Annotated in this window: 26 protein-coding genes; 18 read left to right on the forward strand and 8 right to left on the reverse strand. The window is 69.9% G+C overall.

What is annotated here, in order from left to right:
* Positions 1–62 precede the first annotated feature (62 nt).
* The 5 genes from ACWDUM_RS14765 to ACWDUM_RS14785 all read left to right on the forward strand — a co-directional run bounded on the left by ACWDUM_RS14765 (position 63) and on the right by ACWDUM_RS14785 (position 3,206).
* Positions 63–482, forward strand: a complete 420-nt coding sequence (locus tag ACWDUM_RS14765) for a hypothetical protein (protein WP_450134536.1) — start codon at positions 63–65, stop codon at positions 480–482.
* Between the two features lie 212 nt (positions 483–694).
* Positions 695–1,114, forward strand: coding sequence for a hypothetical protein (locus ACWDUM_RS14770; RefSeq protein ID WP_450134537.1), 420 nt, complete (start codon positions 695–697; stop codon positions 1,112–1,114).
* A gap of 223 nt (positions 1,115–1,337) precedes the next feature.
* A complete protein-coding gene (locus tag ACWDUM_RS14775; protein WP_450116487.1) occupies positions 1,338–1,757 on the forward strand; it encodes a hypothetical protein in 420 nt (139 codons plus the stop codon).
* A 140-nt stretch (positions 1,758–1,897) separates the two neighbouring features.
* Positions 1,898–2,188: a hypothetical protein gene (locus tag ACWDUM_RS14780; protein ID WP_450134538.1), complete on the forward strand. Its 291-nt coding sequence runs from the start codon at positions 1,898–1,900 to the stop codon at positions 2,186–2,188.
* A gap of 79 nt (positions 2,189–2,267) precedes the next feature.
* Positions 2,268–3,206: an alpha/beta fold hydrolase gene (locus ACWDUM_RS14785; RefSeq protein ID WP_450134539.1), complete on the forward strand. Its 939-nt coding sequence runs from the start codon at positions 2,268–2,270 to the stop codon at positions 3,204–3,206.
* A 2-nt stretch (positions 3,207–3,208) separates the two neighbouring features.
* Here the strand turns inward: ACWDUM_RS14785 and ACWDUM_RS14790 are convergent, their stop codons facing one another.
* The 3 genes from ACWDUM_RS14790 to ACWDUM_RS14800 are packed head-to-tail and all read right to left on the reverse strand — an operon-like array spanning position 3,209 to position 5,258.
* The gene (locus ACWDUM_RS14790; protein WP_450134540.1) at positions 3,209–3,835 is read right to left on the reverse strand and encodes an FHA domain-containing protein; all 627 of its coding nucleotides are present in this window, start codon (positions 3,833–3,835) and stop codon (positions 3,209–3,211) included.
* 50 nt (positions 3,836–3,885) lie between these two features.
* On the reverse strand, positions 3,886–4,755 hold the full coding sequence (locus ACWDUM_RS14795; protein WP_450134541.1) for an SDR family NAD(P)-dependent oxidoreductase: 870 nt from the start codon (positions 4,753–4,755) through the stop codon (positions 3,886–3,888).
* Positions 4,752–5,258 carry a nuclear transport factor 2 family protein gene (locus ACWDUM_RS14800; RefSeq protein WP_450134743.1) on the reverse strand — a complete coding sequence of 169 codons (507 nt, stop codon included), beginning with the start codon at positions 5,256–5,258 and terminating at the stop codon, positions 4,752–4,754. Before ACWDUM_RS14800 ends, ACWDUM_RS14795 begins: the two co-directional genes overlap by 4 nt.
* 335 nt (positions 5,259–5,593) lie before the next feature.
* Here ACWDUM_RS14800 and ACWDUM_RS14805 point away from each other — a divergent pair, with 335 nt between their 5' ends.
* Positions 5,594–6,523, forward strand: a complete 930-nt coding sequence (locus ACWDUM_RS14805; RefSeq protein WP_450134542.1) for a hypothetical protein — start codon at positions 5,594–5,596, stop codon at positions 6,521–6,523.
* A 58-nt stretch (positions 6,524–6,581) separates the two neighbouring features.
* On the opposite strand, the gene ACWDUM_RS14810 is transcribed toward ACWDUM_RS14805, so the two are convergent.
* The 3 genes from ACWDUM_RS14810 to ACWDUM_RS14820 all read right to left on the reverse strand — a co-directional run bounded on the left by ACWDUM_RS14810 (position 6,582) and on the right by ACWDUM_RS14820 (position 9,912).
* Positions 6,582–8,015 carry an FAD-dependent oxidoreductase gene (locus tag ACWDUM_RS14810; protein WP_450134543.1) on the reverse strand — a complete coding sequence of 478 codons (1,434 nt, stop codon included), beginning with the start codon at positions 8,013–8,015 and terminating at the stop codon, positions 6,582–6,584.
* 16 nt (positions 8,016–8,031) lie between these two features.
* A complete protein-coding gene (locus ACWDUM_RS14815) occupies positions 8,032–8,919 on the reverse strand; it encodes an AurF N-oxygenase family protein (protein ID WP_450134544.1) in 888 nt (295 codons plus the stop codon).
* A gap of 354 nt (positions 8,920–9,273) precedes the next feature.
* A complete protein-coding gene (locus ACWDUM_RS14820; protein ID WP_450134545.1) occupies positions 9,274–9,912 on the reverse strand; it encodes a TetR/AcrR family transcriptional regulator in 639 nt (212 codons plus the stop codon).
* Between the two features lie 135 nt (positions 9,913–10,047).
* Between ACWDUM_RS14820 and ACWDUM_RS14825 the strand changes: the two genes are divergently transcribed.
* On the forward strand, positions 10,048–11,472 hold the full coding sequence (locus ACWDUM_RS14825) for a DHA2 family efflux MFS transporter permease subunit (RefSeq protein ID WP_450134546.1): 1,425 nt from the start codon (positions 10,048–10,050) through the stop codon (positions 11,470–11,472).
* A gap of 143 nt (positions 11,473–11,615) precedes the next feature.
* Positions 11,616–12,815, forward strand: a complete 1,200-nt coding sequence (locus ACWDUM_RS14830; RefSeq protein WP_450134547.1) for an RtcB family protein — start codon at positions 11,616–11,618, stop codon at positions 12,813–12,815.
* A 15-nt stretch (positions 12,816–12,830) separates the two neighbouring features.
* Here the strand turns inward: ACWDUM_RS14830 and ACWDUM_RS14835 are convergent, their stop codons facing one another.
* Positions 12,831–13,295 (reverse strand): ferritin-like domain-containing protein, encoded by a 465-nt coding sequence (locus tag ACWDUM_RS14835; RefSeq protein WP_450134548.1) that lies wholly within the window; start codon positions 13,293–13,295, stop codon positions 12,831–12,833.
* Positions 13,292–13,831 carry a hypothetical protein gene (locus ACWDUM_RS14840; RefSeq protein WP_450134549.1) on the reverse strand — a complete coding sequence of 180 codons (540 nt, stop codon included), beginning with the start codon at positions 13,829–13,831 and terminating at the stop codon, positions 13,292–13,294. Before ACWDUM_RS14840 ends, ACWDUM_RS14835 begins: the two co-directional genes overlap by 4 nt.
* A gap of 168 nt (positions 13,832–13,999) precedes the next feature.
* Between ACWDUM_RS14840 and rimP the strand changes: the two genes are divergently transcribed.
* The 10 genes from rimP to npt all read left to right on the forward strand — a co-directional run bounded on the left by rimP (position 14,000) and on the right by npt (position 24,017).
* Positions 14,000–14,578, forward strand: a complete 579-nt coding sequence (rimP, locus tag ACWDUM_RS14845; RefSeq protein WP_450116474.1) for a ribosome maturation factor RimP — start codon at positions 14,000–14,002, stop codon at positions 14,576–14,578.
* 16 nt (positions 14,579–14,594) lie between these two features.
* Entirely contained in the window at positions 14,595–15,614 is a 1,020-nt protein-coding gene (gene nusA / locus ACWDUM_RS14850) for a transcription termination factor NusA (RefSeq protein WP_450134744.1), read from the forward strand.
* Positions 15,615–15,659: 45 nt separating this feature from the next.
* Positions 15,660–16,022 carry a YlxR family protein gene (locus ACWDUM_RS14855; RefSeq protein ID WP_450116473.1) on the forward strand — a complete coding sequence of 121 codons (363 nt, stop codon included), beginning with the start codon at positions 15,660–15,662 and terminating at the stop codon, positions 16,020–16,022.
* Positions 16,023–16,204: 182 nt separating this feature from the next.
* Positions 16,205–19,042: a translation initiation factor IF-2 gene (infB, locus tag ACWDUM_RS14860; RefSeq protein WP_450134550.1), complete on the forward strand. Its 2,838-nt coding sequence runs from the start codon at positions 16,205–16,207 to the stop codon at positions 19,040–19,042.
* A 73-nt stretch (positions 19,043–19,115) separates the two neighbouring features.
* Positions 19,116–19,406 carry a DUF503 domain-containing protein gene (locus ACWDUM_RS14865; protein WP_450134551.1) on the forward strand — a complete coding sequence of 97 codons (291 nt, stop codon included), beginning with the start codon at positions 19,116–19,118 and terminating at the stop codon, positions 19,404–19,406.
* A 151-nt stretch (positions 19,407–19,557) separates the two neighbouring features.
* Positions 19,558–20,022 (forward strand): 30S ribosome-binding factor RbfA, encoded by a 465-nt coding sequence (gene rbfA / locus ACWDUM_RS14870; protein ID WP_450134552.1) that lies wholly within the window; start codon positions 19,558–19,560, stop codon positions 20,020–20,022.
* A 9-nt stretch (positions 20,023–20,031) separates the two neighbouring features.
* Positions 20,032–21,033, forward strand: coding sequence for a DHH family phosphoesterase (locus ACWDUM_RS14875; protein ID WP_450134553.1), 1,002 nt, complete (start codon positions 20,032–20,034; stop codon positions 21,031–21,033).
* Positions 21,026–22,408, forward strand: coding sequence for an MATE family efflux transporter (locus ACWDUM_RS14880; RefSeq protein ID WP_450117177.1), 1,383 nt, complete (start codon positions 21,026–21,028; stop codon positions 22,406–22,408). Before ACWDUM_RS14875 ends, ACWDUM_RS14880 begins: the two co-directional genes overlap by 8 nt.
* Before the next feature lie 5 nt (positions 22,409–22,413).
* Positions 22,414–23,340: a metallophosphoesterase family protein gene (locus tag ACWDUM_RS14885; protein WP_450134554.1), complete on the forward strand. Its 927-nt coding sequence runs from the start codon at positions 22,414–22,416 to the stop codon at positions 23,338–23,340.
* The gene (gene npt, locus ACWDUM_RS14890) at positions 23,337–24,017 is read left to right on the forward strand and encodes a 4'-phosphopantetheinyl transferase Npt (RefSeq protein ID WP_450134555.1); all 681 of its coding nucleotides are present in this window, start codon (positions 23,337–23,339) and stop codon (positions 24,015–24,017) included. The genes ACWDUM_RS14885 and npt overlap by 4 nt, the downstream gene beginning before the upstream one ends.
* Positions 24,018–24,023 lie beyond the last annotated feature (6 nt).

Genomic DNA, 24,023 nt, shown 5'->3' on the forward strand with positions numbered 1-24,023 from the left:
GTGGGCGGAGTCTTGATGTCAGCAAGCAAGACCAACCCCCACCACCAGCAAGGAGAAACACCATGTCGAACACCATCAAGCGAGTTCTGGCCACCGCGGCGATCGCCGCTTTCGCAGTCGCCGGCGGCGCCGGCATCGCCTCGGCTGACGGCGGTGCCGCGAACGGTGGCAGCGCAAACGGCGGCTCGGCGACCACGGGCGCGGGTGGTGCCGGCGGTGCCGGTGGTGCCGGTGGCAACAACGGTGGCGTCGTGCTCGGCGGCGTCAACATCGGAGGCGGTAACCAGACGGGGCCGGTCGTCGGTAACGGTGGCGCCGGTGGCGCCGGTGGCAACAGTGGCGGCGCCAATGCCAACGGTGGCAGCGCGAACGGCGGGACCGGTGGTGCCGACACCTCGAACAGCGGCAACAACAGCGGCAACACCACCACGACGACCACGACAACCGAGGACAACTGCGGCATCATCTGGTTCTTCTGCTGACGTACCTGCGTCTGCGACACCTACCGACAGGCCCGGCACCTTCTGGTGCCGGGCCTGCCGGCCTGCGTTCCTGCGGGGCCGCTCGCGTGGACGAACACGGGTGGGGGTGGGGTCGACACTCCACCTTGGGTGTCTGTCGGTGGGGGGCAGATGAGCGGAGTCTTGATGTCAGAAGGCAAGACCAACCCCCAATCATCTTCCAGGAGAACACAATGTCGAACACCGTCAAGCGAGTTCTGGCCACCGCGGCGATCGCCGCTTTCGCAGTCGCCGGCGGCGCCGGCATCGCGTCGGCTGACGGCGGTGCCGCGAACGGTGGCAGCGCAAACGGCGGGACGGCGACCACGGGCGCGGGTGGTGCGGGCGGTGCCGGTGGTGCCGGTGGCAACAACGGTGGCGTCGTGCTCGGCGGCGTCAACATCGGTAGCGGCAACCAGTCGGGTCCGGTGGTCGGTAACGGCGGTGCGGGCGGTGCCGGTGGGAACAGTGGCGGCGCGAACGCCAACGGTGGGAGCGCGAACGGCGGGACCGGTGGTGCCGACAGCTCGGGCAGCAACAACAACAGCGGCAACACCACCACGACGACCACGACAACCGAGGACAACTGCGGGTTCGTCTGGTTCTTCTGCTGACGCGGCGGAATTCGACGCCACCTGAGCGACGGGCTCGGCACCTTCTGGTGCCGGGCCCGTCGGCGTTGCCGCGTCCCGGTTTCGGCGATGAGATGTTGGTGCCGGGTGCGTCGGGGGGTGGGGCCGATACGCCACCTTGGGTGTCTGTCGGTGGGGGGCAGATGAGCGGAGTCTTGATGTCAGAAGGCAAGACCAACCCCCAATCATCTTCCAGGAGAACACAATGTCGAACACCATCAAGCGAGTTCTGGCCACCGCGGCGATCGCCGCTTTCGCAGTCGCCGGCGGCGCCGGCATCGCGTCGGCTGACGGCGGTGCCGCGAACGGTGGCAGCGCAAACGGCGGGACGGCGACCACGGGCGCGGGTGGTGCGGGCGGTGCCGGTGGTGCCGGTGGCAACAACGGCGGTGTCGTGCTCGGCGGCGTCAACATCGGTAGCGGTAACCAGTCGGGGCCGGTGGTCGGTAACGGCGGTGCGGGCGGTGCCGGTGGGAACAGTGGCGGCGCGAACGCCAATGGTGGGAGCGCGAACGGCGGCACCGGTGGTGCGGACAGCTCGGGCAGCAACAACAACAGCGGCAACACCACCACGACCACCACCACGGACGTCCAGGACTGCCCCTTCTACTGGCCCTTCTGCTGATGCCACGGCCGCAACGGCCCAGTTGACACGGCCGGAACCGCCCAGTCGACACGGCCGGAACGGCCCAACCCGTCGGGGCCGGTGCTCCACCCGGAGCGCCGGCCCCGACCCCCGACCACTCGCCACGAAAGGACCACACAATGTTCACCACCACCTCGACCACCGTCCGCGGGACGCTCGCCGGACTCGCCGTGACCGCAACCCTGCTGTCGGGCGGCACTGCCCTCGCCGCCGCCACTCCGATTCCCGAGGGGCCGCCCGCGCCGGCAGTCGCGCCGGGCGCCACCGGACCACTGCAGAACGGGCCGGGCGGCGTCGTGCTCGGCGGCGTCAACGTCGGACCCCTGGGCGCGGGTGGCCTCACCGCCGGGCCCGGTGGAGTCGGGTTCGGTGGCATCGACCTCGGTACGGGTTCGCCGCTCGGATTCTGACGATTCCGATGTAAGGAACTGACGAGCTGCGGCGATACATCCATTGCCCGCACATGCGAGACCGGGACGGGAGGACGTCATGTCGAGCACCACCCCTGAACAGGGCCGCCGCACCACCGTGGTCGCCGACGACGGAGTCCCGATCGCGGTCCACGAATACGGTCCCGCCGATGCCGACGTCACCGCGGTGTTCCTGCACGGGCACTGCATGCAGTCCGGGTCCTGGGACCTGTTGCGGTACGCGCTGGAAGCGTCCTGGGGCGGCCGGGTGCGGATGGTGTTCTACGACCACCGCGGCCACGGCCGGTCCGGCCACGCGGATGCGAGCACCTACACGATCGACCAACTCGGTCGTGACCTCGACACCGTGATCAGCACCGTCGCACCATCCGGCCCGCTGGTGTTGATCGGGCACTCGATGGGCGGCATGACCGTGCTCACCTACGTGCGCCAGCAACCGGATTCGGTGCGGGGCAGGGTGGCCGGGGTCGCGCTGATCTCAACGGCCGCAGCCGGATTGGCCGATGCGGGACTCGGGCGGCTGTTGCGCAGCCCGGCGGTCGGTGCCTTCCACGCCGCGGTCCGCTGGGCGCCGCGCGTCACGGCCGGCTCGAAACGGGTGAGTTGCCTGGTCGGGGCCGCCGCGGTCCGTGTCGCGGGCACCCGCGGCCGCGTCGCCGACCCCAGGATGGTCGCGGTCGTCGCGGCGATGGCGGGCGAGACGTCGGTGGTGACGATGTCGAGCTACCTGAAGTCGTTCGTGGATTTCGACGAGTCCGCGGCCGTGGCCGCGCTGGCCGGTATCCCCGCGGTGGTGGTGTGCGGCTCCGCGGACGTGCTGACGCCGCTCACGCACTCGGAGGCACTGGTGGCCCGTTTGCCCGGCGCGGACCTGGTGCGCATCACCGGAGCCGGTCACTCGGTGATCGTCGAACGGGCAGCGGAGGTGGCAGCAGCGCTGGACGGACTGATCGCACGTGTGGGTGGAGGTCGGGACAGCCTCGTTCCCGCCGGTTGAGGTCACAGGTCGTGACTGGTGACGATTCCGCTGTGCAGGGCGCGTTCGGCGAGCGCCACCCGCTTCTGGTTCTGCGGCAGGTCCTCGACCCCGAACTTCCCGAACAGCGTCCGCAGGTGCGCCTTGACCGTGTCGACGGTGAGGAACAGTTCCTCCGCGATCTGCTGATTCGACGCCGGATTCGAGAACGAGACGCCGTGCTTGTACGGCCGGCACAGTGCGACCAGCACCGACCGCTGCGTCTGCGTGAGGGCGCGCACGTTCGGTGCCGACCCGGCCACCATCGTCGCGTCGTCCGCGACACCGCCGAACTCCTGGAACGTCAAGGCCGTCCCCCCGACCCGGACGCTGTCGCCGGGCCGCAGCCGACGGCGCCCGGTGATCCGGTCGCCGTTGACATAGGTCCCGTTCCTGGACAGCCCGTCGTCCACGATCGTCCAGTGCCCGCCCACGTACTCGAGCACCGCGTGGATCCGTGAGACCTCGTCGTCGTCCGGGAGCGACAGTTCCGCTTCGGTGGAGCGTCCGACGATGACACGGGGCCGATCGGGTGACAGCTCCCACGCAGTCTGCCCACCCCGGCCGTCCGAGGAGGTCAGCCGGGCCAGCGCGACACCGTCCGTGGTCACGAACTCATCGTCCCCCGTGGTGGGCGGTGCGCGCCAGCCGACCGGCAGATTCAGCCCGTGGGCCCGAACAGGGGACCACCACCGAACGCGCCGCGGTGCGACACCGGTTGGCCGCCCGTGACATCGGTGACGCCGTACTCCAGCGCCGTCTCCGCGGTGACGAGGGTGTGGCCGCTGCGGTCACCCACGTTCGGGTCGTTCGCCAGCGCGACGATCACGCGCCCGACGAACTCCGGTGACTCGGCGTCCTCGAGGGAGAAGCCCTCGAAGCTCTTCATGCCGCTGGCGACCATCCGCTCGTTGCGGATCAGCCCGAGCCAGAAACTGAGGGCGGTGACACCGGTGCCCTTGAGTTCGACGGCCATGTCGGCCGCCATCTTGTCCAGTCCCGCCTTGGACATGCCGTACAGCACCGAGTGCAGGTAGCCGCGGGTGCCGAACGAGGAGATGTTGCCGATGATCCCCGAGCCGCGGGGCACCATCAGCTTCGCCGCTTCGACGCTCGCGACGTAGTGCGCGCGCAGCCCCAGCCCGATCAGGCTGTCCCAGTCGTCGACCGGGCGCTTCCAGAACGGCTGCGAGAATCCCGCGTACCCGTCGGACGGGCCGGCCCACACATTGTTGATCAGCAGGTCCAGCCGCCCGCCCTGCTCCTCGGCGATCCGCGCGAACAGCTTCTCGATCTGGGCGTCGTCGCTGTGATCGCACTGCACCGCGATGCCCTGGCCGCCGCGTTCGGTGACCTCGGTGGCCGTGCGGTCGAGCTTGCCGCCGGTCCCGACCTCGCCGCGCGCGGTGACGTACACCGTCCAGCCGTCCGAGCCGAGAGCGAGGGCGATGCCCTTGCCGACACTGCGGCTCGCGCCCGTGACCAGCGCGACGCGCCGGTCGACCCCGCTGTTCGTGCCCGGCGCGCTCACGAGGCCGCCTCCGCGAACGCACCCTCGACGACGACGGTCTCCGCCGGGAGCGGACGGACCATCGCCCACGTCTCGGTGAAGTGGCACTTCGACATCTTCCACTCGCCGTCCTCGAGGACGTACTCGTCGTTGTACTCGCCGGTCATCAGCTTCTCGGTGTTGTCCATGAGGTTGAGCTGGCGGAACCGCAGCGTCCACCGGCCGGTCGCGGTGCCGTCGCCGGTGACCGTGATCTCGGGGTGCATCCCGTGATGCATGTCGAAGATGACGTGCTTGCCGTCGACGGTGTGCAGTGCGACCTTCGTGAAGATCTCCGCCATCGGGTCCGCGTCGTCGAACGCGCCGAGGCGGCCGTAGTCGATGCGCGCGCCACGGCGAATGAAGCAGTCGCGGAACGTCTTCGGATCCTTCGCGTCGCACGCGCGCCAGTACCGGTGTTTGAGCGCCTTGATCGCCTCGACCTGTTCGATTCGTTCGAGGCGACGCGAGAGGTCTGTCTCCATGCTGTTCGTCACCACCCCGACACTAGAGTGTCGGCCGTCACACGGGGGCGGTTCTCCCGCCCAGTGACACGGAACCGGGCGGCGGCCTGCGCCGACCGCGTTGCCTGCGTCGAGTCCTGTCCCGAGCGAACCCGCGACCCGGCTCCGGTCGTCGGATGACGGTGCGGGTGACCACGCTCAGGAAGTACTGTGCGGGCACCACTTTCGTGTTCATGGTCCACGGGGGAGCGCCGGGCGAGGTCCGCGCGTGTCCTCGTCACAGGTCAGGAGTCGCCTTGTCCCGGTCGTCCGTAATCCGTCGCGCCGTCCTGGCCGCCGCGCTGTCGACTGCCGTCATGGCTCACGCGCCCGCGGTCGGCGGTGCCCAGTCGTCCTCGTTCCCGTCCTCGTCGCAGGAAGGGTGTGCGACCGCCGGACCGGAGGCAACCTGTGTCGAGGCCACGGTCGAACTGGCCGGATCCACGCGCGACGTGCTGTGGTACCTGCCGAGCGGCCCGGCGAGCGCGCTGATGCTCGTCGAACACGGATTCGGGCGCAACTGCGCGAACCTGCACGGTACCGCCGAGACGATCGCCGGGCAGGGCCTGATGGTCGTGTGCCTGGACGAGGACATGACGGCGGGCAATCCGGCCCTGGCCACAGCGTTCGCGGACGCACTGGCGGAGCGGTCGCTGGTGCCGCCGAACGGCGCGCCGCTTCCACAGCGGTACATCGTCGGTGGTCATTCCGCGGGTGGGCACTTCGCCGCGCTCGTGGGCGCGGGCCTGGTCGAGCGGGGCTATCCGGACCTCGCCGGGGCGGTGCTGTTCGATCCGGTCGCCGCGGAGGGCTTCACCGCTGCGGTCCGGGCGGTGTCGGCGTCCGGGACGCGTCCGGTGCTGTCGATCGCGGCCCGGCCGAGCCTGGTGAACCTGTTCGGCAACTCGTTCGGGGCGCTGGCCTCGCTCGGCGCGGGCTTCGTCGGTGTCCAGTTGCTCTGGGCGGAGGTGGAGGCCGGCCGTCCCACCGGGGGCAGCTGCCACATCGACGCAGAGGGGGAGGACACCGACCTGATCGGCATCGCCGGCGCCGCGTGTGCGCCCGACCCGGTCCAGACGGCGCGGCTGCGGGACTTCGCCGGGACCTGGGCCCGCGACCTGGCGACGGGCGCCCGGACACCGTCCCATTACTGCCTGGACGCCGCCGAGCCGGGCAGCTGCGGCGAGACGGTGGCGGCGATGCTGGCGGGGGCGCGACCGGTCGCGGCGGTGATCCCGGCCGGCTGACCTGCGCTCGGTCGGACCCCGCGCCGAAGAGCGGAAGGCGAATCCCGATCGCTCGTTGTCAGACGCGCGCAGCCACGGCACGGGCCAACTGGTCGACGGTTTCGCTTGCGCAGAGGCGGTTGTCGCCGACGCCACCGCGCGCCCCGCGTTTGGCCCAGCCGACGACGTACAGGTTGTGGAGGGGTGCCCCGGTCTCGTACGAGATCACCCGGCCGCGATCGTTGGGGACGGCACCACGCGCGTCGAGGGGGATCCCATCGATGGGCTTGGTGGTGAATCCGGTGGCGCAGATCGCGGAGTCGGCGCGGAAGGTACGCCCGGTCTCCGTCGTGACGGTGACGCCGCCGGCCGCGTCCCGGCGCACGCCGGCAACCTCTTGCCCGAATGACAACACGACGCGCAGACGGACGCCGGTGCCGTCGGCGGACGCAGTCGCGGCGTCGAGGTCGGTCGAGCTCAGATCGGTGACGGGGAGCCGCGCGAGGTCGCGCACGAGCGCGTCGTCGGCGTCGGGGCTCGGCGCGGAGCCCGCGCTGTCGATCAGCAGCTCGGTTTCGGCGAGGTCCCGCAGTTCGTGGAACGCGGACGGCGTGAACGACGCACGGTCGGGGGCCGAGCGCGACAGGACGACCACCTGGTTGATCCGCCCGTCGGCCGGACCGCGGGCGCGGGAGTTCGCCGCCCACCGGACGACGTCGAAGGCAACGTTCCCCGCGCCGACCACGAGGCAGGTCGCCCCGAGGGGAGTCGGCGGGCGGAAACCGGACTCCTCGCAGTTTTCGGCCACCAGGATGTCGATCGCCTGGTGAATGCCGTCGTCGGTGCCGACGGTCACGCCGTGGCCGGCGACGGACCCGGGTCGGCGCGGCTGCGAGGCGCCGCAGGCGAGGACCACCGCGTCGAACCTCGCGCGGAGTTCGTCGACCGAGATGTCGACGCCGACCTCGGTGTTGGCGACGACGGTGACACGGTCGTCCCCGAAGGGAACGTCGAACAGCCGAATCATCTCGCGCACGCCGACGTGATCGCGTGAGACTCCCCGGTGCAGCAGGCCACCGATCGTGTCGTACTGCTCGTAGACGGTGACGCGAATCGACGTCGACCGGCGGAGGAGTTCGCGCACCGTGTACATCGCGGCAGGCCCCGAGCCGACGACGGCGACCGTGATCCCGTCGCCCGGACGGCCCAGCGGTCGATCGAATGTGGTGCGCCGCCGCTGTGTCCTCGTGGTTGCCGAGCTCCGAGCGTAGAACTCCCTGTTACGAGCGGCGTTCGGACGCTCGACGACGGTCAGCGCCCATTCGGGTTTGATCGCCGACGCCGGGCAGGCCTCGACGCAGGCGGTGCAATCGATGCACGAGCCCGGATCGATGAACAACGTCTCGGCCGTCTCGAAATCCGGTTCGCCGGGAACCGGATGGATGCAGTTCTGCGGGCACACCCGCACGCATGAGGCGTCTTTGCAGCAATGCCCCAGGATGACGTGGGTCACGATGACTCCTGCGTGATCAGAGAAGGTTCGACTTTCGATAGATCCATCGCGCGCCTGGATTCAGCAACCCTTCTCTGCTGAGGAACTCGATGAACGGCTCGGCTGCTTTGCGGAACATCATCCGGTGATGCTCGTTTGCGTCGATGTTCGCCTTCACGACCTTCCAGTCGAGGCCGAGATCCTCGTACACGCGTCGATTGACCAGCGTCCGCGCGATGAGATGGGTGCCGCCCGCGAGGGCCAGGGTGCTGACGAACCGCCGCAACCGCGAGATTCCCACCAGCCGATCCCGGATCTGCCGCCGGGCGAAGGCCATGTGCCTGGACTCCTCGACGACGTGGATGTACGAGGTGCGGCGGATGGGTGCGGCGACGTCCTCGTCGGTCATCCAGTCGCGTTGCATGACGTCGAAGATCTCTTCGCCGGCGAGCACGACGCCATATGCCACTTCGCCCCATACGAAGTGCCGGAACACCCATCCGAAGAAGTCCAGGATGCGATCGCGTGGATGGAAGCGGGATCCGATGGCGTCGACGACATTGACGAACATCAACGAATGCAGATTTTCGTCCGCGCACTCGTTCAGAAGGAACTTGACGTCCGGACGTGACGGGTCTGCACTGTGGCTCGCCCGCAGCAGCGCCACCTGCAGGCCGACCTCCAGCCAGATGGCCACACCGAGGAACTGCCCGACTTCGGTCCGGGTGAGTCGAACCCGTTCGGCCTCGGACATCTCCGCCCACAATGGGGTCCCGAACAACGGCGACCACTCGGGCGTCATTCCATGACGCCGGTCGTCCGCCGGATCGGCGTCGCACACGAGCGGATCCCTCGGATCGAAGGACAGTCGCCGGGCGGACTCCGTCAGAGTCTGGAACAGCACATCGCTGTCGGAAACGGACATCCCTTTCGTGCTCCTCTGGCTTCCCCGTGGGGGGTGAATGGAACATGTGGCCTTCGCACATGTACGTGTGGCAGTCACAGTCACAATTCTTCAAAGATCACGAAAACGATCGCCGCCACCAGTTGTACCGACTTGGAATCCCGTTCGCCACTTGGACATTCGACCAGGCGGCAGGCCGGAGGGTGTCCCGCATACCGACCGTTCCGAACGGATCTGTCGCTCACGTGGTTGCGGTACCGGGTGGACGTGGTCGGCTCACTCGGACCGACGACGGCGGCACGGGTGCCGGGCCGATTCGATGAGTCCGGGTCGCCGTCCGTGCACGCGCCGAGGAGGCGAGTTGCCAGGTCCGGCTCAGTCGAGGGCCGGGTCCCCGGCGCCGAGCGCGGCGTGCAGGGTGTCGCCGAATGCGCACCGGGACAGTTCCGCGAGCCCGGGCTCCTCGTCGACGTGCTCGGGAGCTCGCATCGCGAGCAGGACGTTGAGCAGCATGCCGTTCGCGATGAACTCGCGCGCCTTCTCCGGCGTACATCCGGTGCGCGTTCGGATCTGCGTGTAGATCCGCGACATGGCTGCGCGCGCCTGGGCGCCGATCTCCGGGGTTCCGCCCGCGGAGAAGCCGTGCATCATCACCAGCAGCATGTCGCCGTCGGAAACCAGGTCGCCGTAGGCGGAGCCGAGTCGGGTCCAGTACTCGTCGGTGTCGGCCGAGGGTGCATCGGGGTCGGCGTCGATCCGGTCCAGTTCGGCGTCGAAGGCCTCGACGATCTTGGTCAGTGCGCGCGCGAACACCTCTCGGAACAGTTCCGCCTTGGTGCCGAACATGCGCACCACGTACGGCTGCGACACCCCGGCGAGTTTGGCGACGGCGTCGGTGCTGGTCCCGGACCAGCCGCCGCGGGCGAAAGCGGTGGTGGCGGCCGCGAGGACGAGCTCACGACGATCGGCGGCATTCATCCGCGTGGCCGGGCGGGAACCGTTCGTCGCAGACATGTTGACAGGTTATCACCCGATACCTTAGCTTCGTGGCAGATAAGTAATCATTCGATGCTTACAAAGCTCGGAAATGCGACATACCGAGTCCACCGACATATCGAGTCCACTGTGAACTCCGTTCGAGGAGAAGTGATGACCGCAACCACAGACCAACTCGCGCCGTCCGGCGCCGCACCCGAGGCCGTTCCCGGCCGGCGGGTCCCGATCTGGCTCGCGATGCTCGCCGCCTCGCTGCCCATGTTCATGGCCACGCTCGACAACCTGGTGATGACGAGCGCGCTGCCCGTGGTCAGGGCCGACCTCGGCGCCTCGGTCGGGCAACTGCAGTGGTTCCTCAACGCCTACACCCTGGCGTTCGCGACATTGATGCTGTCCGCCGCCGGGCTCGGCGACCGCTGGGGGCGCAGGCGCGTGTTCGTGTACGGCATAACAATTTTCGCGGTGGCCTCGGTCGCGTCCGCACTGTCCACGACGGCGGGGATGCTGATCGCGGCCCGCGCCGTGCAGGGTGTCGGTGCGGCGGCGATCATGCCGCTCTCGCTTGCCCTGCTCGCCGGCGCCGTACCCGCGGCGAAGCGGGCACTCGCGATCGGGGTCTGGGGCGGGGTGTCCGGTCTCGGTGTTGCGCTCGGCCCGGTGGTCGGCGGCGCCGTCGTCGACGGTGTCTCCTGGCAGGCGATCTTCTGGATCAACGTGCCGGTCGCGGTGATCGCCGTGCCGCTCGCCCTGTACGCGCTCGGGGAGTCGCGCGGGAGGCGGCAATCGCTGGACCTGCCGGGTGTGGCGCTCGCGGGCGCGGGAGTCTTCCTCGCGGTCTGGGGGATCGTGCACGGCAACGACGACGGGTGGACCTCGGTGACCGTGCTCGGCACCCTTGCTGTCGCGGTGACCGCCTTGTCCGCGTTCGTGATTCGCGAGCTCCGCACCGACAGTCCGGTGATGCCGATGCGGATGTTCCGCTCCCGGAGCTTCACCGTCGCCAACGTGATCGGCCTGACGTTCACCCTCGGCATGTTCGGTGCGGTGTTCCTGCTCTCGCAGTACCTCCAGATCGTCATGGGCTACACACCCTTCGAGGCCGGCCTGCGGACCCTGCCCTGGACGGCGGCGCCGATGGTCGTCGCCCCGATCGCCGGCCTCCTCGCGCCCCGGCTCGGGCTGCGGACACTGCTGGTGGCGGGTCTGACCCTGCAGGCGGCATCCCTGGTCTGGATGGCGTCGATCATCGAGCCGGGGACGCAGTACCCGACGATCGTGCCGGCCCTGGCCATGGCGGGCATCGGCATGGGCCTGACCTTCGCGCCGAGCGCGACCGCCGTCCTCGCGGACATGCCGGACGACGACCACGCCACCGCCAGTTCGGTGAACTCCACGATCCGGGAAGTCGGGGTCGCGCTCGGTGTCGCCGTCCTCACCGCCGTGTTCCTCGGGCAGGGGGGCGCCCTCACCCCGACCGGATACACCGACGCGCTGCAACCCGCACTGCTCGTCGGCGCCGCGTCCGTGGGCGTCGCGGTGCTCGCCGCGCTGATGATGCCGGGCCGCACCCGCGGGTGAAAAAACTGATGCGGGGTGTGCCCCGACCGTGACAGGGTCGAGGTACACCCCGTATTCGACACGACCGACGGCGCCGCCGTCGCCACGACCTGACGGCGCCGCCGTCGTGGGGTGCCATCACCGAAATCGAGGAGTTGTCACCCATGCCCCCGACCCGGGTGGGTCCCACACTGATGAGCTGGGCATCCCAGCTCGAGGAATCCACACTCGCGCAGGCCCGGCAGACCGCCGCCATGCCGTTCATCCATCCGCACGTCGCTCTGATGCCGGATGCGCACAGCGGCAAGGGAAGCGCCGTCGGCACCGTCATCCCGACCCGCGGGGCCGTGATGCCCGCCGCCGTCGGCGTCGACATCGGCTGCGGCATGATCGCCGTCCGTACCGCGTTCACGATGAAGGACGTCGAGCGCCGGATCGCCGTCACCGGCGTCGGGCTGGGCGCGCTGCGCAAGTCCGTCGAATCGGCCATCCCCCTCTCGCCCGGTCACTACAACCGCGACACCCACCAGTGGGACTTCACGGCCCCGCGGATCGCGGAACTCGAATCCCGGGCGGCCGCCGACGGCGTCGATCTCGCGCACTCCCCGAAGTGGCGGCAGCAACTCGGATCCCTCGGGGGTGGAAACCACTTCATAGAACTGTGCCTCGACGAGTCGGATCGGGTGTGGCTGTTCCTGCACAGCGGAAGCAGGGGAGTGGGCAACCGGATCGCCCAGCACCACATCCGCGTCGCCCAGCAGGCGTGCGCGCACCGACACGTCGACCTGCCCAACCGGGACCTCGCCTACCTGACCGAGGGTACCGCCGAGTTCGATCGGTACCTGGCCGACCTGCACTGGGCGCAGCGCTTCGCCTACCTGAACCGCGCCGAGATGATGGACCGGTTCGGTGCCGTCTTCGCGCGGTGGATGGGCACGCCGGATCATCGCGAGACGGAACGCACGAACTGCCATCACAACTACACCCGGCAGGAGACCCACGGCGGCGAACAGGTGTGGCTCACCCGCAAGGGAGCGGTCGATGCGCACGTCGGAGTCCGCGCCGTCATTCCCGGATCGATGGGCACCCACTCGTACGTCGTCGAGGGCCTCGGCAACGCCGATGGCCTGTGCTCCGCCCCGCACGGTGCCGGCAGGCGCTTCTCCCGCACCGAGGCCAAGCGCCGGTTCACCCGCGCCGACCTGCGGGCGCGGATGGTCGGCATCGAGTACCGCGACAGCGCCGAGTTCATCGACGAGATCCCGGATGCCTACAAGGACATCGAGACCGTCATGTCCGACGCCCGCGACCTGGTCCGGGTCGTGCACGAACTGCGGCAGATCCTCAACGTCAAGGGGACCTGACGTGCCCTGACCGAACTACGGCTGGCCGGGGAAGGCGACGGTCGGGGGAGCGACGCCGAGCACGGCCCGCCAGTTCGCGGCCCGCACCGCCGACTCGGTCAACGCGTCGACGGCGCTCGCGCGGGTCGGTTCGGACTGCGCGCGTTCGATCACCGACCGCCATGCCACCGCGGCGTCGACCTCGACCTGCACCGCCAGCTGGAGGGCGGCGGTCGGGTCGGTGACCGGGAACGGGAGGGTGTAGCCAGGTTCGCCGCCCGGTGCGGTGACGGCGGCGGCGGAGAGTGCGTCGATCGTCGCGTCCCGTCGGGCCCGGTGGGCGGCGGTGTCGGCCGCGACCTGGGCGGCCCGGGTCGGGTTCGAGTACGCGGCCACGATGCCGTACGCGAACACGGCGGCATGCTCGGCACGCAGAGCGTCGACGAGGGCCTGCTGCTCGGGTCCGAGCTTCGCCGTCGCCGAGGTGGTGGGGGAGGTCACAGCAACATCACCGCCTGCTGCGCGGCGACGGCCGCGCTGATCGAGCCGAGCAGGCCGGCCCGGTGGCCGTCCAGTCGGCGAGCGAGAGTGGCTGCGCCACGCTGGGATTCGGCGAGCATCGCTCGCAAGTCGTCGACCGTCGCCGGTGCCGACGGGGTCGCGCTCGGCGGCGCCGAGGAGGTCGCGGTGGCGGTGGCCGGGTCCTGACCCGCGGCGCGGGCGATCTCGGCGGCCAGTGCGTCCCCGTGGGCGGTGCGCTCGGCGGCGATCACCGCGAGGGCACCGGCCCGCTCCGGTGCCACCGCGGCCGCGGCAGCGGCGGCCGTGGCATCGCGGCGGGCCGCGTCGAGCGCGGTCGTCAGCGGATCCGGCTCGTCGGTCCGGTCGTCGTCGGTGCTCGCACACCCCGCCGCGGTCACGACGGTGGCGAGTCCGAGGGCAAGTGCACCGACCTTCAGGGCGGCGCGTCGGGACAGTGCGTACGACGAAGGTGGGTTCACGCCGGGCGGCGGAGTGAGGTTGGGGGCTGCGGGCACGCCGCTCATCTTGTCAGGCGTTGCGGGCATACGGCGGCAGGGGCGGCTTGGTCACCGAGCCGTCGAATGCGCGTTATTCTAGATCTTCGCGCCCCGAGGTGAGCGAAACGCGCAATCCCGGTGCCGACGACTTGTGATCCGACCACAACTGAACGAGGAGCTCTACTGATGCCGGTTCCGTCGAGGGAGAGGGTGATCGAGCTTCTCTCCGATCTCGTGCCCCGTCAGGGCTACGACCTGGAGGACGTGACGGTCACGAAGGCCGGCAGCCGCAGTGTGGTTCGGGTGATGGTCGACAGCGACGCCGGGCTCGCGCTCGACGACGTCGCCGACCTGAGTCGGCTGATCTCGGACCGGCTCGACGGCGAGTCCGAATTCGGCGAATCCCCCTACACCCTCGAGGTGACCTCCCCGGGCGTCGACCGCCCGCTGACCGAGCCGCGGCACTGGCGCCGGGCGCAGGGTCGCCGGGTGCGGGTCGACATCGGCGACGAGAAGCTGCTGGCCCGGGTCGGCGTGCTCGGCGATGGCGTGGTCGCCCTCGTCGTCCCGGCCAAGGGAGGCCCGGAGGTCCGCGAGATCGCACTCGCGGACGTCGTGAAAGCCGTGGTGCAGGTGGAGTTCTCGGCGCCGAACGCGAAGGAACTCGAATTGGCGGGTGGTGTGGCCGCCGGCCGCGCGGTCCCGGGCGAGATCGACGAGACAGACCTCGACGAGACAGACGACGAAATCCAGGCGGAGGGATAGACAAGTGCATATCGAAATGTCGGCGCTGCGAGCGATCGAGGACGACAAGGGCATCTCGGTCGACACGATCATCGAGACCATCAAGAGCGCGCTGCTGACCGCATACCGGCACACCGAGGGTCACCAGCCGCACGCGCGAATCGACGTCGACACCAAGTCCGGCCTGGTGCGGGTGATGGCGCACGAGGTCGACGCCGACGGCAACCGGGTCGGCGAGGAGTGGGACGACACCCCGGAGGGGTTCGGCCGCATCGCCGCGACCACGGCCCGTCAGGTCATCCTCCAGCGGCTGCGCGACGCGGAGAACGAGAAGAGCTTCGGCGAGTTCTCCACGCACGAGGGTGAGATCGTCGGCGGCGTCATCCAGCGCGACACCCGCGCGAACGCGCGCGGCGTCGTCGTCGTCCGGATCGGCAGCGAGGCCACCGGCGCCGAGGGCATCCTGCCCGCGGCCGAGCAGGTGCCCGGCGAGGTGTACGAGCACGGCGAGCGGATCAAGTGCTACGTCGTCGGCGTCACCCGGGGACAGCGCGGACCGCAGATCACCCTCTCGCGGACGCACCCGAACCTGGTGCGGAAGCTGTTCGCACTCGAGGTGCCGGAGATCGCCGACGGCTCCGTCGAGATCGTCGCGGTCGCCCGTGAGGCCGGCCACCGGTCGAAGATCGCCGTCGCGTCGCGGGTGTCGGGTCTGAACGCGAAGGGCGCCTGCATCGGCCCGATGGGGCAGCGGGTGCGCAACGTGATGAGCGAACTGGCCGGTGAGAAGATCGACATCATCGACTTCGACGAGAACCCGGCGAAGTTCGTCGGCAACGCACTCTCGCCGTCGAAGGTGGTGTCGGTCACAGTCGTCGACGCCGACGCCCGGGCTGCCCGCGTCGTCGTGCCGGATTTCCAGCTGTCGCTGGCCATCGGCAAGGAGGGGCAAAACGCCCGCCTGGCTGCACGGCTGACGGGGTGGCGGATCGACATCCGCAGCGACGCCGCTCCGGACGCCGACGCCCCCGCCGGACCGTCGTCGACGCGCGTGTAGTGGACGCCATGCGGATATCGGTCGACAACAGCGGTAGAGTGGTCAATGGCTCGGCATGAGTTCTCGGCAGACGTGCGCCTGCGACCCGGTCACCCGGTGCGGACGTGCATCGGATGTCGGCAGCTCGCGCCAGCCGCAGATCTGCTGAGGGTCGTGGCACGACCCACCGAGCCGGAGGGCTGGGTGGTGGTGCCCGACCCGGGGCGCAGGCTTTCCGGCCGCGGTGCATGGTTGCACCTCGACCGGCGGTGCCTGGGTCAGGCGGAGAAGCGTCGAGCGTTCGGAAGAGCGCTGCGAGTGTCCGGAAGCCTGGACACGGCGGCCCTCGGTCGCGCGATCGGTACGGATCTTGCGATCGGTACCGATCTCCCAACCGAACCGCATCCACAACAGAGCAGTACCTCGTGAACCCGGTACTCAAATATGCAGTACAGAACAGCGGTACCCGGGAACACAGGCAATCTCTCGAGAAGAGTCAGGCAAACACACTCATGAGCACACCGTGAAGCACCAACGATGATCGTCCATCGGAGTTAACCCGAGGTCGTGCGGGCATTTCGCCACGCTCGGCCTCTCAGTAGAGGAGAGCAGTGGCAGGCAAGGCCCGCGTGCACGAGTTGGCCAAGGAACTCGGTGTCACCAGCAAGGAACTTCTCGCTCGGCTCAAGGAGCAGGGCGAATTCGTGAAGTCGGCGTCCTCCACCGTGGAGGCGCCGGTTGCGCGACGGCTGCGGGAATCGTTCCCGTCGGCCAAGGGTGACGCGGCTCCCGCGCGCCCGGAGGCCGCGAAGCCGGCCACCACCGCCAAGCCCGGCGGACCCCGTCCCGGCCCGAAGCCGGCCGCACCGGCTCCGGCCGCCCCCGCTGCAGCGGCCCCCGCCGCTCCGGCACCGGCCGCACCGGCTCCGGCCGCCGCGGCGCCGATCCCGGCCGCACCGAAGCCGCCCACCCCGGGCCCGAAGCCGGCTGCCCCGGCTCCGGCAGCTCCGGCTCCGGCGGCTCCCGCCGCCAGCGCCGCCCCCGCACCCCGTCCTGCGGCTCCGGGCCCCAAGCCCGGTCCGAAGGCGCCGCGCGTGGGCAACAACCCGTACTCGTCGGCCCCCGCCGAGCGTCCGGCACCGCGTCCGGCGCCGCGGCCCGGCGGCCCGCGTCCGGGTCCCGGCCAGGCCGGTCCGCGTCCGGTTCCCGGCGCGCCGCGTCCCCAGGCGGGCCCCGGTGGCCCGCGTCCGGCCCCCGGCCAGGGTGGCCCGCGTCCGAGCCCCGGCTCGATGCCCCCGCGCCCGAACCCGGGTGCCATGCCCGCACGCTCGTCCCGTCCGGCCCCCGGTGCCGGTCGCCCCGGTGGTGGGCGTCCCGGCGGTCCGGGTGGACGCCCCGGCGGCGGTGGCGGCGGCTACCGCGGTGGCGGCGCCCCCGGTGCCGGCGGTGCAGGTGCTCCCGGTGGAGCTCCCGCGGGCGGTTTCCGCGGTCGTCCCGGTGGCGGCGGCGGTCGTCCCGGCCAGCGTGGTGCTGCGGCCGGTGCGTTCGGTCGTCCCGGCGGCGCGCCCCGGCGTGGCCGCAAGTCGAAGCGTCAGAAGCGGCAAGAGTACGACTCGATGCAGGCGCCCGCCGTCGGCGGCGTGCGGCTGCCGCGCGGCAACGGCGAGACCATCCGGCTCGCCCGCGGCGCGTCCCTGTCGGACTTCGCCGAGAAGATCGACGTCAACCCGTCGGCCCTGGTCCAGGCGCTGTTCAACCTCGGTGAGATGGTCACCGCGACGCAGTCCGTCAACGACGAGACCCTCGAGCTGCTCGGCGGCGAGATGAACTACGTCGTCCAGGTCGTCAGCCCGGAGGACGAGGACCGCGAGCTGCTCGAGTCGTTCGACCTCACCTACGGCGAGGACGAAGGTGGCGAGGAGGACCTCGAACAGCGTCCGCCGGTGGTCACCGTCATGGGTCACGTCGACCACGGCAAGACCCGACTGCTCGACACCATCCGCAAGGCCAACGTCCGCGAGGGCGAGGCCGGCGGCATCACCCAGCACATCGGTGCCTACCAGGTGCTGACCGAGCTGGACGGCGTCGAGCGACTGGTGACGTTCATCGACACCCCGGGTCACGAGGCGTTCACCGCCATGCGTGCCCGTGGTGCGAAGGCCACCGACATCGCGATCCTGGTCGTCGCGGCCGACGACGGCGTCATGCCGCAGACGGTCGAGGCGATCAACCACGCCCAGGCGGCCGACGTGCCGATCGTGGTCGCGGTCAACAAGATCGACAAGGAGGGCGCCGACCCGGCGAAGATCCGCGGTCAGCTCACCGAGTACGGCCTGGTGGCAGAGGAGTACGGCGGCGACACCATGTTCGTCGACATCTCCGCCAAGCAGGGCACCAACATCGAGCAGCTGCTCGAGGCGGTCCTGCTCACCGCGGACGCCTCGCTCGACCTGCGTGCCAACCCGGACATGGACGCCCAGGGTGTCGCCATCGAGGCGCACCTCGACCGCGGCCGTGGCCCGGTGGCGACCGTGCTCATCCAGCGCGGCACCCTGCGGGTCGGCGACTCGATCGTCGCCGGCGACGCCTACGGTCGCGTCCGGCGCATGGTCGACGAGTACGGCGAGGACGTGCTCGAGGCCCTGCCGTCGCGTCCGGTGCAGGTCATCGGCTTCACGTCGGTGCCCGGCGCGGGTGACAACCTGCTGGTCGTCGACGAGGACCGGATCGCCCGGCAGATCGCGGACCGGCGCAATGCACGCAAGCGCAACGCGCTCGCTGCACGCAGCCGCAAGCGGATCAGCCTCGAGGATCTGGATGCCGCGCTCAAGGAGCACAACGAGCTCAACCTCATCCTCAAGGGCGACAACTCCGGCACCGTGGAGGCCCTCGAGGAGGCGCTGCTCGGGATCGAGATCGACGACGAGGTGCAGCTGCGGGTCATCGACCGCGGTGTCGGTGGCATCACCGAGACCAACGTCAACCTGGCGTCGGCGTCGAACGCGATCATCATCGGCTTCAACGTCCGCGCGGAGGGCAAGGCGACCGAACTCGCCAACCGCGAGGGCGTCGACATCCGGTACTACTCGGTGATCTACCAGGCCATCGACGAGATCGAGAAGGCCCTCAAGGGCATGCTCAAGCCGGTCTACGAAGAGGTCGAGCTCGGCAAGGCGGAGATCCGTGCCATGTTCCGGTCCTCGAAGGTCGGCAACATCGCGGGCTGCCTGGTCACCTCCGGCATCATGCGGCGCAACGCGAAGGCGCGCCTGCTGCGTGACAACGTGGTTGTCGCGGAGACGATCACCATCTCCTCGCTCAAGCGGGAGAAGGACGATGCCACCGAGGTGCGCGAGGGTTACGAGTGCGGTCTGACCGTCACCTACAGCGACATCAAGGTCGGTGACGTGATCGAGGCGTACGAGCTGCGCGAGAAGCCGCGCGACTAGTGGTGGCACGGGTGTCCCGCGGGCCGGTGCGGCCCGCGGGACACCCGCCGCACCCGATCCCCCAGGAGGCTGCTTGTATCTCGGCGCGCTCGAACTGGACATCCTCCTCGGCGACATCCGCTCGCTGAAGGAGAAGCGTTCGGTGGTCAAGCCCGTCATCGCCGCGCTCGCCCGATACGGGGTGTCGGTGGCGGAGACCGGGGAACACGATCATCACCGGCGCGCCGCGATCGGGGTGGCGGTGGCCAGCGCGGACGTCAAGCACCTCAACGAGATCCTCGACACCTGCGAACGTACGGTCGCGGCGCGCCCCGAGCTGCAGTTGCTGTCCGTGCGTCGAAGGATGTTCGGTCCGGAGGACTGAAACCGGTTCCCGGGTGTATATCGATGGAAGAACCGACGGCACCGCCGTCGGCAGCAGTACCGACGGCACCGCCGTCGGGTGGTATGAACGGCGGCACTACCGTCGGGTGATGTGGGCGGCACGTGCCGTCGTGTGAGAAGGGACTTCGGTCATGGCAGACCCGGCGCGGGCACGAAAGCTCGCCAAGCGCATCTCGACGATCGTGGCGTCGGCGATCGACCACGAGATCAAGGATCCGCGGCTCGACTACGTCACCATCACCGACGCGAAGGTGACCGCCGATCTGCACGATGCGACCGTGTACTACACCGTGCGGGGCGTGGACCTCGACAGTGAGCCGGACTTCGAGGGCGCGGCCGCCGGCCTCGCGAAGGCGACCGGAGTGCTGCGGTCGAAGGTCGGGGCGGGAACCGGGGTTCGGTTCACCCCGACACTGACGTTCGTCGCCGACACCGTCCCCGATGCGGCGCGGCACATGGAGGAACTGCTCGCCCGGGCGCGCGCCGCGGACGACGAAGTCGCGAAGGCCCGTGAGGGGGCTTCGCACGCCGGTGAGTCGGACCCCTACAAGGAGCCGAAGCCGGTCGAAGACGACCGCGCGGACGACGCCGACTAGGGCCCGGCGATGACCGTGACCGCGCAGACCTCGCACGTGCAGGAACCCGGTGGAGACATCGACCTCGAGACCGCAGTCGTGCTGCTGTCGGAGGCCACCTCGGTGACGGTGCTCTGTCACGTCCAACCGGACGCGGACACCATCGGCAGCGGGCTGGCGCTGGCGTTGGCATTGGATCGCCGCGGCACACCGGTGCAGGTGTCGTTCGCACATCCGGCCGTGCTGCCGGAGTCGATGCGCACCCTGCCCGGGGTGAATCTGCTCGTGCCGCCGGACCAGGTGGCCGACGAGGTGGACCTGGTGGTCACGGTGGACTGCGGCAGCCGTGGGCGCCTCGGTCGCCTCGGTGCGCGGCTGGACACCGCCCGCGAGACGCTGGTCATCGACCATCATCGGTCGAACACCCGGTACGGCAGGCACAACCTGATCGACGAGACGGCGGAGGCGACCGCGGCCGTCCTGACCCGGCTGTTCGACCAGTGGGGGGTGGCGATCGACCGGGACATCGCGCACTGCCTGTTTGCCGGTCTGGTCACCGACACCGGGTCGTTCCGCTGGGTGCAGCCCGGCACGCACGCGCTCGCGGAGCGGCTGATCGACACCGGCATCGACTCCGCGGCCATCACCCGGCGGCTGCTCGACACCCATCCGTTCGGCTGGCTGCCGATGCTGTCGTCGGTCCTCGGATCGGCGCAACTGCTCCCCGACGCCGCCGGTGGTCGCGGCCTGGTCTACGCGCTGGTCCGGTACGCGGACACCGCCGGGATGGGCGCCGAGGAGATCGAGTCCGTCATCGACATCGTGCGCACGACCGCGCAGGCCGAGGTCGCCTCGGTGCTCAAGGAGAACGAACCCGGCGTGTGGTCGGTGTCGCTGCGGTCGAAGTCGGCGATCGACGTGTCCGAGGTCGCCGCCCGGCTCGGCGGCGGCGGGCACCGGTTCGCGTCCGGCTACACCGCGCACGGTGACGCGGACGCCGTCGTCGCCGACCTGCTCTCGACCGTTGGCTGACGCCATCGGCACCGACCCCGACCGGGTCGACGACCGGCCTTCGGCCAGGCGGATCCTCGGACTTGCCCTGCCCGCGCTCGGGGTCCTGGCCGCCGAGCCCCTGTACCTGCTTTTCGACATTGCCGTCGTCGGTCACCTGAACGCACTCGCGCTGGCGGGTCTGGCGGTCGGAGGTCTCATCCTCGCGCAGGTCAGCACCCAGCTGACGTTCCTGTCCTACGGCACCACCGCCCGGGCGTCCCGGTTACACGGTGCGGGTGACGAGCGGGGTGCGGTCGAGGAAGGTGTGCAGGCGACGTTCCTCGCCGCCGCGATCGGGATCGCGATCGTCGTGGCCGTGCAGGTGCTGGCCCGGCCGGTGACGACGCTGATCGCCGGTGGCGACGACATTGCGACGGAGGCGGTGGCCTGGTTGCGGGTCGCGGTGTTCGGGGCGCCGCTGATCCTGATCGCGATGGCCGGGAACGGCTGGATGCGCGGTGTGCAGAACACGATGCGTCCGTTGCGGTTCGTCCTCGCAGGGCTCGCCCTGTCCGCGGTGCTGTGCCCGGTTCTCGTACACGGATTGCTCGGGGCGCCCCGGCTGGAACTGGTCGGATCGGCGGTGGCGAACGTGGTCGGCCAGGTGGTGACGGCGACGTGCTTCGTGCTGGCGCTGGCGCGGTCCGGAGTGCCGCTGCGACCGCGGTCCTCGGTGATGCGTGCGCAGGTCGTGCTCGGCCGGGACCTGATCCTGCGCAGTCTCGCGTTCCAGGCCTGCTTCCTGTCGGCGGCTGCGGTGGCGTCCCGGTTCGGTGCGGCCGCCGTCGCCGCGCACCAGGTGGTGCTGCAGTTGTGGAATCTCGTCGCGCTGACCCTCGACTCGCTGGCGATCGCCGCGCAAACCCTGGTCGGTGCCGCCCTCGGAGCCGGTCGGGTCGCCGGTGCCAGGGGACTCGCGCGCCGGCTGACCGGCTGGTCGACGATCTTCGCGCTGGTGCTCGCGGCGGTATTCGCGCTCGGCCACCAGATCATCCCGACCCTGTTCACCCCGGATGCGGACGTCCAGGACCAGACGCGGGTGATCTGGTGGTTCTTCGTGGCGATCATGCCCGTCGCGGGCGTGGTGTTCGCCCTCGACGGGGTGCTCCTCGGTGCCGGCGACGCGGCCTTCCTGCGGACCGCCACCCTGGCCTGCGCGGTCGTCGGTTTTCTGCCACCGATCTGGTTGTCGCTCGTGTACGACTGGGGGCTGGCAGGAATCTGGACGGGGCTGACGGTGTTCATGGTGCTACGGATGCTCGCCGTCGTGTGGCGGACGGCTTCGGGGCGCTGGGCCGTCGGCGGTGCCGACCTTCAGCTCGGATCCGGAACCGAAGATCAGGTGGGAAGGTAGTGAGCGTGACACGCAAGTTGTGGGCGGTGAGCGACATTCATGTCGGGCACCGCGGAAATCGTCCCGTCACGGAGGAGCTGTACCCGGAGTCCCCGCAGGACTGGTTGATCCTGGCCGGTGACGTCTCGGAGAAGACCGACGACATCGCCTGGGCGCTCAAGACGTTGCGGGGGCGGTTCGAGAAGGTCATCTGGGTGCCGGGTAACCACGAACTGTGGACCACCGCGAAGGATCCGGTGCAGATCCACGGCGCCGCCCGCTACGACTACCTGGTGACGATGTGCCGGGAACTCGGTGTGGTCACCCCGGAGGACCCGTATCCGGTGTGGGAGGGGGAGGGCGGCCCAGCGACTCTGGTGCCGATGTTCCTCCTCTACGACTACACCTTTCGGCCCGAGGGCACGTCGACGAAGGAGGAGGCACTCGAGTTCGCCCGCGAGAAGAACGTCGTCGCCACCGACGAGTTCCTGCTCGGGTCCGAGCCGTACGCCACCCGTGACGCGTGGTGCGCGGCGCGATTGGAGTCCACCCGAGCCCGCCTCGACGCGCTGGACCTGTCGATTCCGACCGTGCTGATCAACCACTTCCCCTTGGTGCGGGAACCCACGCGGGTGCTGTTCTACCCGGAGTTCTCGCTGTGGTGCGGCACCGAGCACACCGCGGACTGGCACACCCGGTACAACGCGATCTGCAGCGTCTACGGGCACCTGCACATTCCGCGCACCACCTGGTACGACGGGGTCAGGTTCGAGGAGGTCTCGCTGGGCTACCCGCGCGAATGGCAGCGGCGCGGTCTGCCCGAGAGGCTGCTGCGGCAGATCCTCCCGGTGCCCGAGTACGCGCCGGGCACGCTCAACAAGTGGGGCGGACACTTCAAGGTCACCCCCGAACAGGAAGCCGAGATGGAACGAATGAGGGCGGCGCGCGCGTGATCGAGAAGATTCTCCCGACCGGTGTCGAGTACGCCGAACTGTTCTCCGACCCGCCGGAACTGGTGCCGCACCCGAGCGAGGCGGCACTCATCGCGCGGGCAGTGGACAAGCGTCGCCGCGAGTTCGTCAGTGTCCGGCACTGTGCCCGGCAGGCGATGGGCAAGCTCGGGGTCGACCCGGCACCGATCCTCAAGGGGGAGAGGGGTGTTCCGCTGTTCCCGCGCGGTGTCGTCGGCAGCCTGACGCACTGTGACGGCTACCGCGGGGCGGTGCTCGGCTACTCGATGGCCGTGCGGTCGGTGGGGATCGACGCCGAGCCGCACGGACCGCTGCCCGACGGCGTCCTCGACGCGGTCAGCCTGCCCGCCGAACGGGACTGGCTCGCCGGCGGGACACCCGACGGCGCCGACGTGCACTGGGACCGGCTGCTGTTCTGCGCGAAGGAGGCCACCTACAAGGCGTGGTTCCCGCTCACCCACAGGTGGCTCGGGTTCGAGGACGCACACATCACGTTCGAGCTGGACGGCGCCGGTGCCGGGTCCGACGGCGTCACCGGCACCTTCCACTCGGATCTGCTGGTGTCAGGGGAGACGACGGACGGCCCGCCGCTGTCCTCGTTCGACGGCCGCTGGCTGGTGGACGGCGGCCTGGTGATCGCCGCGATCACCGTCCAGTAGTCTCGA

This window comes from Rhodococcus sp. NPDC003322, assembly GCF_053589555.1.